Annotated in this window: 14 protein-coding genes; 5 read left to right on the plus strand and 9 right to left on the minus strand. The window is 71.4% G+C overall.

Annotated elements, in window-relative coordinates; translation table 11 throughout:
- Positions 1–75 precede the first annotated feature (75 nt).
- The 4 genes from ACWCYY_RS20060 (at position 76) to ACWCYY_RS20075 (ending at position 4,608) form a co-directional block, all read left to right on the plus strand.
- Complete coding sequence (locus ACWCYY_RS20060) at positions 76–984, plus strand: TIGR01777 family oxidoreductase (RefSeq protein ID WP_449796810.1); 909 nt, start codon at positions 76–78, stop codon at positions 982–984.
- A 352-nt stretch (positions 985–1,336) separates the two neighbouring features.
- Positions 1,337–2,659 (plus strand): FAD-dependent oxidoreductase, encoded by a 1,323-nt coding sequence (locus tag ACWCYY_RS20065; RefSeq protein ID WP_345284785.1) that lies wholly within the window; start codon positions 1,337–1,339, stop codon positions 2,657–2,659.
- Between the two features lie 480 nt (positions 2,660–3,139).
- Positions 3,140–4,363, plus strand: coding sequence for a cation:proton antiporter (locus ACWCYY_RS20070; protein WP_449796811.1), 1,224 nt, complete (start codon positions 3,140–3,142; stop codon positions 4,361–4,363).
- 74 nt (positions 4,364–4,437) lie between these two features.
- Positions 4,438–4,608, plus strand: a complete 171-nt coding sequence (locus tag ACWCYY_RS20075) for a hypothetical protein (protein ID WP_449796812.1) — start codon at positions 4,438–4,440, stop codon at positions 4,606–4,608.
- Positions 4,609–4,864: 256 nt separating this feature from the next.
- Here ACWCYY_RS20075 and ACWCYY_RS20080 read toward each other — a convergent pair whose 3' ends face one another.
- On the minus strand, positions 4,865–6,562 hold the full coding sequence (locus ACWCYY_RS20080) for a regulator (RefSeq protein ID WP_449796813.1): 1,698 nt from the start codon (positions 6,560–6,562) through the stop codon (positions 4,865–4,867).
- 297 nt (positions 6,563–6,859) lie between these two features.
- Between ACWCYY_RS20080 and ACWCYY_RS20085 the strand changes: the two genes are divergently transcribed.
- Positions 6,860–7,621: a 3-hydroxybutyrate dehydrogenase gene (locus ACWCYY_RS20085; RefSeq protein ID WP_345284793.1), complete on the plus strand. Its 762-nt coding sequence runs from the start codon at positions 6,860–6,862 to the stop codon at positions 7,619–7,621.
- A gap of 320 nt (positions 7,622–7,941) precedes the next feature.
- Here ACWCYY_RS20085 and ACWCYY_RS20090 read toward each other — a convergent pair whose 3' ends face one another.
- From ACWCYY_RS20090 to ACWCYY_RS20125, 8 genes are all read right to left on the minus strand, one after another.
- Positions 7,942–8,925 (minus strand): IS481 family transposase, encoded by a 984-nt coding sequence (locus tag ACWCYY_RS20090; RefSeq protein WP_449796814.1) that lies wholly within the window; start codon positions 8,923–8,925, stop codon positions 7,942–7,944.
- 1,102 nt (positions 8,926–10,027) lie between these two features.
- On the minus strand, positions 10,028–10,450 hold the full coding sequence (locus ACWCYY_RS20095; RefSeq protein ID WP_449796815.1) for a tyrosine-type recombinase/integrase: 423 nt from the start codon (positions 10,448–10,450) through the stop codon (positions 10,028–10,030).
- Between the two features lie 237 nt (positions 10,451–10,687).
- Positions 10,688–11,563, minus strand: a complete 876-nt coding sequence (locus ACWCYY_RS20100; RefSeq protein WP_449796816.1) for a GNAT family N-acetyltransferase — start codon at positions 11,561–11,563, stop codon at positions 10,688–10,690.
- Positions 11,564–11,630: 67 nt separating this feature from the next.
- A complete protein-coding gene (locus ACWCYY_RS20105) occupies positions 11,631–11,765 on the minus strand; it encodes a hypothetical protein (RefSeq protein WP_449796817.1) in 135 nt (44 codons plus the stop codon).
- Complete coding sequence (locus ACWCYY_RS20110) at positions 11,762–12,892, minus strand: radical SAM protein (protein WP_449796818.1); 1,131 nt, start codon at positions 12,890–12,892, stop codon at positions 11,762–11,764. Before ACWCYY_RS20110 ends, ACWCYY_RS20105 begins: the two co-directional genes overlap by 4 nt.
- A gap of 105 nt (positions 12,893–12,997) precedes the next feature.
- A complete protein-coding gene (locus ACWCYY_RS20115; RefSeq protein WP_449796819.1) occupies positions 12,998–13,189 on the minus strand; it encodes a hypothetical protein in 192 nt (63 codons plus the stop codon).
- Positions 13,190–13,331: 142 nt separating this feature from the next.
- The gene (locus ACWCYY_RS20120) at positions 13,332–13,550 is read right to left on the minus strand and encodes a hypothetical protein (RefSeq protein WP_449796820.1); all 219 of its coding nucleotides are present in this window, start codon (positions 13,548–13,550) and stop codon (positions 13,332–13,334) included.
- 40 nt (positions 13,551–13,590) lie between these two features.
- A complete protein-coding gene (locus ACWCYY_RS20125) occupies positions 13,591–14,043 on the minus strand; it encodes an ATP-binding protein (RefSeq protein WP_449796821.1) in 453 nt (150 codons plus the stop codon).
- Between the last annotated feature and the right edge of the window lie 60 nt (positions 14,044–14,103).

Consider the following 14,103-nt stretch of genomic DNA (forward strand, 5'->3'; position numbering starts at 1 on the left):
CCGGCGGTGCGGCCGGCGCTGCGGCCACGGCCGTGCCGGTGCGGAGCGTCCGGGGCGACCTGCCAGGATGGGGCCATGCGTATCGCGGTGACTGGATCCACGGGACTGATCGGTTCGGCGCTCGTCCGCTCGCTTCTGACGGACGGCCACGAAGTGGTGCGGCTGGTGCGGCAGCGGTCCCGGACCGGCGTGCAGCCGGACGGGACGGTGGGCGTCGGCTGGAACCCGACCCGGCTGGAGATCGACCGGGCCGGGCTGGCCGGTGTCGAGGCGGTGGTGCACCTGGCCGGGGCGGGCGTCGGCGACCGGCGGTGGACCGAGGCGTACAAGCGCGAGATCCGGGACAGCCGAGTGCTCGGCACCGAGACCCTGGCGGCCGCGCTGGCCGAGCTGAAGGAGCCGCCCCGGGTGCTGGTCAGCGGCTCGGCGGTCGGCTACTACGGGCAGACCGGCGAGCAGGTCATCGACGAACGGGCCCCGGCCGGCGACGACTTCCTGGCCCGGATCTGCGTCGAGTGGGAGGCGGCCACCGCCCCGGCCGAGGCGGCCGGGATCCGGGTCGCCCACGCCCGGACGGGGCTGGTGCTGGCCCCGGGCGGCGGCGCGGGCGGGCGGCTGCTGCCGCTGTTCAAGCTCGGCCTCGGCGGCCGGCTGGGCGACGGGCACCAGTACTGGAGCCTGATCTCGCTGGAGGACGAGGTGGCCGCGTTGCGGTACCTGGTCGACACGCCCGGGCTCTCCGGCTCCTTCAACCTGACCGGCCCGGAGCCGGTGACCAACGGGGCGATGACCGAGCTGCTCGGCCGGGCGCTGGGGCGGCCGACGCCCTTCCCGGTGCCGCAGTTCGCGCTCAAGGCCGCACTGGGCGAGATGGCGGTCGAGGTGACGGGCAGTCACCGGGTCGTCCCCGAACGGCTCCTGGAGGCGGGCTTCCGGTTCCGGCAGCCGACGGCGGAGGCGGTGGTCCGGGCGGCGGTCGCCTAGTACCCCGCAGGGGGCTTGCGCTTGCGGCGGGCGGGGCTCCGGTCGTGGTGGTTCCGGGTCGTTCCGAGGTGGCGCGGGCAGGTCACGGGAGGGTGGTCGCAGGGGGCGCACGGCAGCACTGCCGCAGCGCATTGCGCGCCCCCGGTGACGGAACGCGCCCACGAATCCGTCCGATGCGCCCTTCAGGCGCACGCTCCGTGACCGTGCCCCACCTCCTGTCCCCACTCCTCGGGATTCGAACCGAAGTCGCGGCCTGATCCGTCGACTGACGGGGCATCACCTCCCCGGACCGTGTCCCGGCACCCTGCGGCCTGCCCGGCCGCAGCCCCGGGACCAGGGAGGGAGCACACCCGTGCCCGCACACGACTTCAACCGCCGCACCCGTCGCCGGACCGACCCGGACGTGATCGTGGTCGGCGCCGGACTCGCCGGACTGGCCACCGCCCGCACGCTGACGGGCCACGGCCTCGCCGTCCAGGTCCTGGAGGCCACCGAACGGCTCGGCGGCCGGCTGGCCGCCCACGAGCTGGACGGCTTCCGGCTCGACCACGGCGGCCAACTGCTCAACACCGACTTCCCGGAGCCCGGGCGGCGGCTCGACCTGGACCGGCTGGAGCTGCGACCGCTCGCGCCCGGCGTCCTGGTGCACAGCGGCGGCCGACGGCACCGGTTCGGGGACCCGCAGGGCGCCACCAGGACGGCGAGCGTGCGCGGCCCGTTCGGCAGTCCGCTGGACCGGGCCCGGCTCACCTCCGCCCTCGGCCGGCTCGCCGCCACCCCGGCCGCCCGGCTGCTGGCCCGCCCGGAGACCACCACCGCCCGCGCCCTCGCCGACCGCGGCCACTCCCCGCGCACGGTGGACGGCCTGCTGCGGCCCCTGCTCGGCGCCCTGCTCAGCGACCCCGAACTCGGCACCAGCAGCCGGGTCGCCGACCTGGTGCTGCGCTCCTACGCCCGCGGCCGCCTCTGTCTCCCGGCGGCCGGACTGGCCGCCGTCCCCGAACAGCTCGCCGAGGGCCTGCCCGCCGGGACGCTGCGGCTCGGCGTCCGGGCCACCTCGGTCTCCGCCGACGGCGTCGAAACGGCCGCCCACGGCCGGATCGCCGCCCGCGCGGTGGTGCTCGCCACCGACGCCCGCTCCGCCGCCGACCTCCTCCCGGGGCTGCGGCTGCCCGCCTTCCACCCCGTCACCACCTACTACCACGTGGCCGACCACTCCCCGCTGGGCGAACCGGTCCTGCTGCTCGACGGGGACCGGACGGGCGGACGGGCGGTACTCTCGCACTCGCTGGTGCTCAGCGACGTCTCCGAGGGGTACGCCCCGGCCGGGCGGGCGCTGATCGCCACCACCGTGCTCGGCGCCCGGCACTTCGACCACGGCGGGGCGGCCGGGTACGAGCCGGTCCTGCGGCGGCGCCTCGCCGAGCTGTACGGGGCGGAGGCCTCGCGGTGGGAGTTCCTGACGGTGCGGCACCTTCCGGACGCGGTACCGGCGATGCCGCCGCCGCACAACCTCCGACGGCCCGTCCGGGTCCTGGCGGGCCTCTACGTCTGCGGCGACCACCGCGACACCAGCACCCTCCAGGGCGCCCTGGTCTCCGCCCGCCGCGCCGCCCACGCCGTCCTGCGCGACCTCGGCCTCCCGGCCACGGCCCGCGCGGCGGAGGCCGCCTGACGCACCGCCGACGGTGGCGATGCCGGGGGCGCGGGGAACGGCGCGGGGTGGAAAGGCAGCACGTGCAGCTGGCTGACGGCGGTTCAGTTGCCGGTGGGCCGCCTTCCGACCCGCGCAGTTCCCCGCGCCCCCGGGCCTCCCGGCCCGGCAGGGCAGCGCCCCGCAGGGGCGCGAGGAACGGCGCGCGGGGGGACAGCAGCACGTGCGACTGGCTGACGGCGGTCAAGTTGCAGGCGAGCCGCCTTCCGACCCGCGCAGTTCCCCGCGCCCCCGGGCCTCCCGGCCCGGCAGGGCAGCGCCCCGCAGGGGCGCGAGGAACGGCGCGCGGGGGGACAGCAGCACGTGCGACTGGCTGACGGCGGTTCAGTTGCCGGTGGGCCGCCTTCCGACTCGCGCAGTTCCTCGCGCCCCCGGCCTCACCTCTTTTCGCCGGGGGTCGTGCCAGGATGACGATATGACGCAGAGTCGGGCATATCGCCCATGACGGCCGAAGACGCCGATGCCGTCGCGCTGGTCCTGATCCCGGCCTGTGCCGTCGCCGCGCCGCTGCTGGCGGACCGCCTCCAACGGTGGCTCGCCGTCCCGACCGTGGTGTTCGAGATCGTGCTCGGCGTGCTGATCGGCCCGGACGTGCTGCACTGGGCCGACGTCGGCGACCTGGTGGACGCGCTGTCGCAGTTCGGCCTGGCGATGCTGATGTTCCTCGCCGGCTACGAGATCGACTTCGCCCGGCTGCGCGGCGGCCCGCTCAAGCGGGCGGTCGCCGCCTGGCTGGTCACCGTCGTGCTGGCGCTCGGCTTCGGTGCGCTGATCAACCCGAGCCCGCTGAACGGCGCCTTCGCCGGCCTCGCACTGACCACCACCGCACTCGGCACCATCCTGCCGATCCTGCGCGACTCGGGGGTGCTGCCGACGCCGTTCGGGTCGATGACGATGGCCACCGGGGCGGCCGGCGAGTTCGGCCCGATCGTGGCCATCGCGGTGCTGCTGAGCGGCAACACGCCCGCCAAGTCGGCGGTCATCCTCGGCGCGTTCGCCCTCATCACGGTCGCGGCGGTGGGCTACGCGCGCCGTCCGCGCCCGGACTGGGCGACCCGGCTGATCCGGCGGACCATGCGGACCTCGGGGCAGTTCGCGATCCGTCTGGTGATGCTGGTGCTGGCCACGATGGTGGGGGCGGCGATCTGGCTGAGCCTGGACATGCTGCTGGGCGCGTTCACCGCTGGGATCGTCTCCAGGTTGCTGCTCTCCGAAGTGGCGGAGGCCGAGGAGGAGGTGATCGAGGCCAAGCTGGAGAGCATCGGATTCGGCTTCCTGGTGCCGGTCTTCTTCGTGGTGAGCGGGATGAACTTCGACCTGAAGGCCCTCCTCGACGACCCGGGGACCCTCCTGCTGGTGCCGCTCTTCCTGCTCCTGCTGCTGGTGCTGCGCGGGGTGCCGGCCGCCCTGCTGGCCCCGCCGGAGCTGGGCCGGCGGGACAGGGCCGCGCTCGGGCTGTTCGGGGCCACGGCGCTGCCGCTGGTCGTGGTGATCACCACCATCGAGGTGGACGACGGGCGGCTGCCCTCGTCCACGGCGGCGGCGCTGGTGGGGGCCGGGATGCTCTCGGTACTGCTCTTCCCGCTGCTGGCGCAGCGGCTGCGCGGACAGGGCACGCCGCCCCCGCCGGAAGGAGCTCCCCGGGTGCGGGCCGAGAGCTGGTGAGGCGCGCGGCCGGAGGTGACGGAGTGTCGGTCACCACCGGGCGGCGCCCCGGCGCGCGGGCCTACCGTCTATGCATGGCAACCGACGGCCTGGCGATCCTCGCCTCCCACAGCACCGAGGCGGTGCCGCCCGTCGTCGTGATCCCGCCCGCTCCGCCCGCGCACCCGATACCAGTGGTCCCGCTCTGGCACGCGGCACCGGACCGGCTCCTCCGCGAGACCGGCCGCCCGCGCGACCCGGCCTGACGTCCAGCGCCACCCAGCGCCACCCGGCCCGACCGCACGGCACCGAACCGCACCGGCACCGAGCCGGCACCACCGCGAGGCAGCACAGCACCGGCCCGTCCGCACGGGCGTACCCCTCCCTTCCCCCGGCCCCACCGACCACGGCGAGACCGACAGGACTCCCCCACGCCGGTCAGGCTCGCCCTTCCCATCCCGCAGGCCCCGGCCCTCCCCCGGCCGGGGCCTGCGGCGTGCGGGGCCCGTACCTGACGGCCGGTCAGATCACCCCCGCCTGGCGGGCGGCCTCGTCGAAGGCGCGGGCGGCCTGGCCGGCCCGGTACGGGGTGAGGCGGCGGTGGAAGTCGCGGAGGTACTCCACCGTGCGGGCGGAGCGCATCTCGCCCGCCGCGCGGAGCGCCTCGGTGGCCAGGCCGCAGGCCTCGTCCACCTCGCCGAGGCCGAGGCGCGAGCTCGCGAGGACCAGGCGGCAGAGGATGCGGCTGCGGGCGAAGGCCGGGGTGCGCAGCCTCAGGGACTTCTCGGCGTGCTGGGCGGCGGGCCGCCACTGCTGGAGGTCGCGGTAGCAGTGGGCGAACTCGTCGGCCAGCTGGGCCTCGTCGAAGTACCGCGCCCAGGAGGGGAGTTCGTCGCTGGGGCGGGCGATGCCCAGGGCCCGTTCGCAGCGCACCAGGGCGGTGGTGCAGGCCCGGACGTCGCCGAGCAGGGCGTGGCCGCGGGCCTCGGCGGCGTGCATCAGGGCCTGGACGGTGGGCGCGGCGGCGGTGCCGACGCCCTGCTGGGCGACGCGCGCCAGCTGGATCGCCTCCCGGCCGTGGCCGAGGTGGACGGCCTGCTGGCTCATGGTGGTGAGCACGTAGCCGCCGAGCACGCGGTCCCCCGCGGCCTGGGAGAGCCGCAGCGCCTGGACGAAGTAGCGCTGGGCCAGGCCGTGGGCGGCGATGTCGAAGGAGGTCCAGCCGGCCAGCCTGGTCAGGTCGGCGACGGCGCCGAACAGCGCGCGGCCGATCTGCTCGCCGTACCGGCCGCGCAGCATCGGCTCGGCCTCGCTCTCCAGGTAGCGCACCAGGGCCTGCCGGGCGTGGCCGCCGCCGTAGGCGTGGTCGAGGGCGCGGAAGAGGTCCCCGACGGCGCGGATGGCGGCGATGTCGCCCCGGCCGACCCGCAGCGTCGGACGCTGCTCGCGGGCCTCCAGCTCACCGAGCGGCGGCAGGCCGCCGCGGCTCTGGGCGGGGACCCGGCCGGGCACCCGGGGGACGGCCGCGCCCCGGGCGGGCGGCACCACGCCGCGCGCACCGGCCGGCGGCGCTCCGGGCGCGGGCGGACGGCCGGCCGGCGGTGCGTCGGGCAGGCCGGGCACCGAGCCGTCGCGGGCCACCCGTTCGTCGGTGCGGCCGATCAGCCAGTCCCGGCTGGGCACCACCAGGCCGGCCGGGGTGAAGGCGATCCGGCGCAGCTCGGACTGCAGGCCGGTGTCCTTGCGCCACATGGAGGCGACGATGTCGACCGCCTCCTGCGGCGATTCGGCGAACTCCAGCCCGGCGTAGACCGGGGCGCAGGCGTCCAGGCCGATGTCCTGGGCGGTGAGCCGGCGGCCCAGGCGGCGGGTGAAGACCTCGGCGATCAGCGCGGGGGTGGCGCCGCGCGGCTGCTGCCCGCGCAGCCAGCGGGTGACGGAGGTCTTGTCGTAGCGGAGGTCCAGGCCGTGCTCCAGGCCGAGTTGGTCGACCCGGCGGGCCAGCCCGGCGTGCGAGAAGCCGGCCTCCTCGATCAGTGCGGCGAGACGTGGGTTCTGGGTCCGGTCCCCTGAGGTGGTGTCAGCGGCGCGGGCCCGGTCCCCGGGCAGCGCCTCGGCCCCGGCGGCCCGCTCGTGCGGATCGTCGAGGTGCGGGTCGTGCGGATCGTGCGGGTCGAGCTGTCCGTACGCCGGGCTGTCGGTTGCAGGCCGTTGGGGCATATCTGTCTCACCTCTCGAGCGCCCCACCAGCCCCCACCTGTCTGGAGGTGCGCCCCCTGTCGGGAATCGGCGCGAATGTAGCGAGCATTTCGCCGCTATGGGTGGATCTGGGCGGGCAATCCTCCGAACGGGTGATGCAATGGCGCCCGTTGTAGGGAAGGTGCGTCGGTGGGTGTTTGGCTTGGACCGAGCCTGTCGCCGAATGGACCACCTGGTTTCGTCCACCACGGCCCCGCGCCACCCTGTGTGGTCCCGGCACATATGAGCGAGGGCCGCCACTTCCTACCGTTCTCGGCCATGGACACCTCTTCAGCCCGGCCGCTGGACGGCCGTACGGCACTGGTCACCGGCGCCGCCTCGGGCATCGGCCGGGCCTGCGCCGAGGCCCTGGCGGCGGCCGGCGCCCGGGTCTACGTCGTCGACCTGGCCGCGGCCCCGGCCGAGGAGCTCGCCGCCCGGATCGGCGGCGTCCCGGTGGTCGCCGACCTGGGCGACCCGGCGGCCGCCGACGCGCTGCCGGACGACGCCGACATCGTCGTCAACAACGCGGGCCTCCAGCACGTCGCGCCGGTGCACGAGTTCCCGCCGGACCGCTTCGCCCTGATCCAGCGGGTGATGGTGGAGGCGCCGTTCCGCATCCTGCGCCGGACCCTGCCGCACATGTACGAGCAGGGGTGGGGACGGGTGGTCAACATCTCCTCGGTGCACGGCCTGCGCGCCAGCCCCTTCAAGTCCGCCTACGTGACGGCCAAGCACGGCCTGGAGGGCCTGAGCAAGACCGTCGCCCTGGAGGGCGCCCCGTACGGCGTCACCAGCAACTGCATCAACCCGGCCTACGTCCGCACCGCCCTGGTGGAGAAGCAGATCGCCGCCCAGGCGCTGGCCCACGGCATCCACGAGGACGAGGTGGTGGAGCAGATCATGCTCGAACGCACCGCCGTCAAGCGCCTGATCGAGCCCGACGAGGTGGCCCAGCTCGCCGTCTGGCTCTGCTCCCCGACCGCCTCCTACATCACCGGGGCCTCCCTCCCGGTGGACGGCGGCTGGACCGCACACTGATCCCCCCTGCAACTCCCCTCCCCCCAAGAAGTGGTGACGCATGCCCAGTTCTCCCGACGCCGCGAGAACCTCCGGCGCCTCCCTCAAGAAGGTCGTCGGCGCGAGCCTGATAGGTACCACCATCGAGTGGTACGACGCCTCACTGTAAGGGGCTCTCACCTGCGGCTTTACGGTCGGCATGTCGCCAAAGTCAGCACAAAACCAGCACCGTACGCCCGAGTGGCTCAGGTCTAGCACGGCTCGTCTCAAGCCGGCGGCGGCGAACTTGTCGCCGCCGGCTACTCCCAGCGAGATACTAGGCATCGGCAGACCGCCAAGGCCTAGATGTATTGACCCGCGGGGTTGTTGACGCGGCTGATCAGTGGTTGTCCTCCGATGGCGGTGTGGCAACGATGGTAGTTGTAGCGGTGGAGGAAGTCGGGGAGCGCTTCGGTTCGTTCCTGGTTGCTGGTGTAAGGGCGTTGGTAGGCCCATTCGTCGAGCAGGGTGCGGTTGAAGCGCTCCACCTTGCCGTTGGTCTGCGGCCGGTAGGGGCGGGTGCGTTTGTGGGTGATGCCCGAGGCGTGGAGGGTGTCGCGCCACAGGTGTGACTTGTAGCAGGTGCCGTTGTCGGTCAGGACTCGTTCGACGGTGATGCCGAGGCCGGCGAAGAACCGCTCGGCCCGGCGCCAGAAGCCGGCGGCGGTCTCCTTGCGCTCGTCGGGCAGGATCTCGCTGTATGCCAGCCGGGTGTGGTCGTCGACGGCGGTGTGGACGAAGCTGTAGCCGATCACCGGGTGGCAGTTGCGGCACTCGCGTGTGGTGGAGTGCCGGTTGTTCTCGCCGGACTGGCGGTCCATCACGCGGTGGCCGCCGCCGTCGGGGATGTTGCCGAGCTTCTTGATGTCGACGTGGACCAGCTCGCCGGGACGCTCGCGTTCGTAGCGGCGGATGACCTGGCCGGTGGGTCGGTCCATGAAGCGCAGGCGGTTCAGGCCGTGGCGGGTCAGGATGCGGTGGACGGTGGAGGCCGGGATGCCGAGGATCGGGCCGATCCTGGCGGGGCCGAGCTTGCGTTCCTGGCGCAGGGCGCACACCTTCGCCTCCACGGCGGTGGGTGTGCGGTGCGGTGTCGTGTGCGGGCGGCTGGGGCGGTCGTGCAGGCCCGCGTCGCCTTCGGCTCGCCAGCGGCGCATCCACTTGTGGGCGGTGGTGCGGGATATGCCCATCTCGGCGGCTATGTGGGCGACCGGGCGGCCCGCGGCGACGCGCTCGACCAGGAGCCGCCTGCCGTGCACGGTCAGCCGGGCATTACGGTGGGGCACGAAGACCTCCGATGGGTGCAGTCCTAGACAGCTCCACCACATCGGAGGTCTTCACCTTTGAGCAAGCCCAACCACCGTCAACAACGCTCGTGGTCAATACACCTAGAGAGTCGCCCAACTGTCTTTGATGTCAGCTAGCCTGACTGTGTGTCTGATCGAGAGCCCACGCGCGTTACCCCCGAGGAGTGGCTACGCGGCACCCTTGAAGCCGACAACTTGATCTCGTCTGGTCTCCTCCAGTCGAAGAAGTGGCTCTCCGTCGAACAGAGCATGGATCCTAACGAGTCCACGTCAGCCCCGGCCCCGACCAACGGACCGCTGCCGCCGACGCCGGCGAGTTGGACTTTCAACCTAGGCTCGCCCGACAGCGGCGGCGTAGACCTGGCTTGGAATTCCGCGCACGCTCCGGCCAGTCCTGGCGACATCCTCTTCGAACTCGCTGACCTGGCGCGCGAGATGCGCCAGGAACTGACGGACATCGGCTCCTCGCCAGCCCTGATCACATCAGCCGAGGCTAGCTTCTACGCAGCAATTCGTGCTGCGGCTGAGGCAGAAGAGCCTCCACAGCGACGTGGATTCGATCTCCCGGGTCTTGCATCCGACCTGGGTCGGCATTTCGCACTACGGATCGTGCGCCGATTTGTTGCCGCACTCCCCCCTTCTCTGAGCGGGCCGAAAACCTGGCCCGCCTTCCAGCAGTTGGTTCTGGGTTGGCATCGACAGGCAACACTTGCGCGGCTAGCCGCCCTTGAGTGCGCGTATGCCGAGCTCACTCAAACTTTCCCGCAGCCAAAACTTCAGCTGCCTGCCCCCTCGCACACGCCACGACTGTGGGTTTGCGTTTGCGGGTCGGAGCGACTAGCAGCCCCTGTGGTGCCTCGGGCGCCGCAAGAGGCGCCCCTGCCGACCGTCAGTCAGCAGGGGCGCCGAATGGCTCTCGCCCTGGCCGCGTAGCCGTTGGTGCCCCCTTCTTGGGAGGGACACCTTGCCTCAGATCAACTTGCCGCCGGACACCCCGTGGTGGTTCGTCGGTGCGCTTGCCTTCGTTCTCGTGGTTGCTCTCGCGTTCTGCCTGGTCGCCAACTCGGTTATGCCGAGGCAGTCACGCGACCGGCTGGCCTGGTGGAAGCTGTGGTTCAGCAGGCCGCGGAAGTAGTGCGGTAACAGCCGAGCCCTGGGAGCGCCAATGCGGCGCTCCCAGGGCCGCGCAGGCCGCTTCTACGAGCACATCGAACTTCAACGGGAGGTTCAGTTCCAGCTCTTGGAGGAAGACTCCGTCAATTACAGTCCGGAGACGCTCGGGCGCGTCCGGCATGATGTGCGCATAGGCCTGGAGGGCGATCTTCGGATCGCGGTGCCCGAGCCACTCGGCGACCTCGTTGGCCGGAACTCCATTGCCCAGCGCCGCTGATGCAAAGAAGTGCCTCAGCCAGTGCGGCGCGATCGGGCGGGTGATGCCGGCCAGTTCGAGTGCACGATCGGCACTCCGATGAAGCGGCCCTTCGCCTACCTCAGCTTCGGCCACACGTAGTTCGCCGCCTGGTCATCTGAGACACGGGCCGCTGTTCCTATGGCTGCGGGAGGATAGCCGTCACGGACTTCCCGGCAAGTGTCGCGTATCAGCTGCTCCTACCAGGAGCAGCTGAATCGCCAGTGGCTGGAGACGAGTTCGACTCTGCGCAGGTACGGATCTGGCTTCGGCTTCGAGCCTCGACGGCGCAGCGCCTGGGGACCGTCGGCTGTACCGTCTCTTGACATCTGGTCAGATCGCCTCGATCCGGACGAAGCCGAGGTTTCGCAGCCCTTCGGCCTGGCAGAGCACGTCTGAGGCCCCGCCGACTTCGGTCTGGAGCAGCTGGTAGGTGGCGCCGTTCAGTGCGCCCCACCTCATGGCCGCGCGCCAGAGCCGCTTGCCGTGTCCTTGCCCTCGGTGCTCCGGCAGTACCGCGAAGTACTGCGGGAGCAGCCGGAGGGTACCCCGGTTGTCGGGCAGTGTCTCCATCGGGCCGATGGCGCCGCAGACTTGGCCGTGCTCGACGGCGACCAGCACAGGGCCGACGGCGCGTGACTTCATCTGTCCGTGAAGGAATTTGAAGCCCTCGCCCGCCATCTTGTCGGCGAAGAGCGTGAAGGTGGCCTGCACTGCTGGGATGTGGGTGTCGAGGGTGCTGATCTCGGGCACCGGCACTGTGGGGTGGTCGGCGGTGAACTCGCGGAGCTGTATCCGGGTGCAGGTGCCGCCGGTGGCCGTCGTCTCCGGCGGCAGGAAGCTCACCAGGCGTGCCGAGGCGGCTCCGTGGGTCGCGGCCAGTTTGGCTGCGAGCTCGGTGGCCTGGTCGATCCCCTCGCTCCGGTCCCCGTAGACGTGGACCTTGACAAGTCCCTTGCCGCGGTGGGTGATGGTGGGGATCAGCACCACGTCGGGCCGGTGCACCAGGTCGAGCGGGAGGAGTTCCTCCTGCTTGGTGGCCGACCACCGCTTGTCCTTGTCGTACGGCAGGAACGCGCCCCTGCTTCCGGCCATCGCAACCACGTCCGCGAACACCTGGGGGGTGAGGCTGCGCGGGTGGACGGGGCCCAGGGTCGGCACGTAGGGCACGGTCATGGCTGCACTCAGCCAGTCCCAGTCAAATCGCATGTGGGAGACGCTACTTACTGGTGGCCGGCAGGCCCTGTCACCGGGGCCTGCCGGGTTGCACCGATCGCTAGAACGGGTTGTCGTCGCCTGCGTTGCAGGAGCACTTCGTGGACTCGGCGAGCACGTCCAGGTCGTCAACGAGCTCGATCTCGTTGAAGCTGGTGCGGGTCGTGCCGAGCTGGATCAGGGCAGTGGGGTTCATGCGGACACCTCCTCTCGGGGTCGGCCGTGCTGGCAGTAACTTGCCAGTGGTGCCTTCGCCTCCTGGTAGAGCTTGGCCATCGGCCGGCAGACTCCGCAGGAGCTGGACAGCTGACAGCCGGAGCACCCACCGGTGCGAAGCATGAGGGAATCGGCGATGGCGCCGAGCTTGCGCAGCCCGCCAACGCCTTCGGCGATCAGGTCCACGTTCGGGTCGCGTCCCACCTTGCAGATCGAGGCGACACCGTACGGGTCGGAGTGGAAGAAGGTGTGGCCCGCGTTGCAGCCGGAGAACACCTTGCGCTGGCGCAGGTGCTTGGCAGACTGAGCCGGGAGGCTCTCGGCGCCGCCGTAGATCGTCGGGGCCATGTTGACGTAGGAGTTGTTCTCCAGGCCCCAGTTCTCCGCCATCGCGACCATCGCCGCTTCCTCGTCGGCGGAGTGCTCGGTGACCACCAGGTTGAGGCGCATCGGGATGGCGGCTTCCAAGGCTGCCGCCATGCCCTTCTGGAAGGTCGCGAAGGAGCCCTTGCGGTGGGTCAGCCCGTCGTAGCTGGCGGCGCTCGCGCCGTAGACGCTGACCACCACCCGGTAGGCCGGCATCCTGGTCAGCGCGTCCAGGATCTTCGGCTGCCACAGCCGGGAGCCGTTGGTGGAGACCGTCACCATCATGCCCAGCTCGTTGGCCAGGGTGTACGAGTCCACGAAGTCCCGGTCCACCGTCGGCTCGCCGCCGGTGATCTGGAGCCACAGCACCCCGGCCTCCTGCATGGTGCGCAGGAGCTGCTCCTTCCCCGCCATCGGCAGGCCCTCGAACTTCTTCTCGCCGAGGTAGCAGTGCTCGCAGTCGTAGTTGCAGCCGAGGTTGATCTCCCACGACGCCCTGCTGTACTGCGGATCGGCCTTCGCCCTCATCAGCAGGTACTCCGCCGCCGGTCGGCCGGGCGCCAGCTCCATGGCCCAGCGCTGCCGCGCCGCCTTCAACAGCCAGGCCGGGGCGGGCTGGCCCGCCGCCGTCGTGCGCTCCAGTTCCTCGAACTGGCTTGTCGGGACCTTCATCCCGGCCGTACTGCCAGGAAGGACGATCAGGCGATCGTCCAGGAACCGGCTGCCGATCAACTTGTGCATGGTGGTGCCGTCCTCTCTCTGAGGGGGCCTTGGTGCCCGCTCCAACCCGGGGTCACTAGCGGGGGAGCCTGCGAACGTCACGGGCTGGAGCGGGAGTTCAGCGGATCACTGCGGGGCCCGGTAGGGCGGAAGTTGCAAGGTCGGCCAGTCCTCCTGGTACACGACCCGAAAACCACGCGGCAGGAGCGGCAGGAGGAGCTCGCTGTCGTCGGTGAGGTCGGCCGCCTCCTCGGTCCCAGGGAGCCAGTGCGGGCTACCGAGGCGGTCTCTGGCCGGGGCGGCGTCGAAGCCAGTCACTCGGCCCTCCTTGTTCAGCAGTTCAGAATCATGAGGGCCAGGGGGAGCCCTACGACGGCCAATCCGGCAAGCAGAAGGGCCACGGTCTCGATAGCTGTCGTTCGGGTGCTCTGGGAGTCTTCCGGGCTCTCCCGGGACTCCGTCACCTGGTCTCTCGCTCCGGCATCCGGGACATTCGGCTGGTGATCTGGTCCGCCTCCAGGTGGACCAAGGCGGCTCCGTCTCGGTCGGCAACGACTGCCCAGGGGTCCTCGCCCTCGATGAACTCGTCCCCCGAGATGTCGGTCCTGTGTCCGTCCGGGGAAAGCCGGTACACCTTGAGGGTCATCCGGGATTGGGCGGCGCTGTACTTCTGAGCCATGGCTACCTCCGGGCATACTGGCGCTGGGTCGGGTGTCCAGTCAGCGAAGATTGAGATCGGCGTACGTGGTTTTTCCGTACGGCTCCAAGTTGCAGCCCCACTGGAGCGACAGAGCGTCGACCACCTGAAGGCCGCGGCCCGACACGACGAGGGGGTTACGGTCGTCGGTGATGATGCGTACCGGAAGCGCGCGGGAGCCGTCGCGGACATGTATCCGTAGGCGGTCCGGGCGAAGAAGCTGTACGCCGAGCTCTAGCTTGGTCAAGCAACCTGTCTTGATGGAGTTTGTGACCAACTCGCAGGCCACCAAGGCCGCATCGTGTACGGACCTGACGCCCCAGGCGCTCAGCGTCTCGGAGACCTTGGTCCTCGCCGCGCCGGCCGAAGCCGGAAGGTAGGGCAGCAAGAAGAGCTGCGTCCTCGCCGCGGTGAGCTTGGACCGCGAGGGCACCAACTCGACTGCCGTGAACACTGCTTGCGCGGTCATGGCCATGTGATCCCTCCCCTGCCGCTGGACGCTCGGTCACGACCTAGAAGCTAGGGGTAGCGAGGA

Source organism: Kitasatospora sp. NPDC001664 (genome assembly GCF_053596675.1).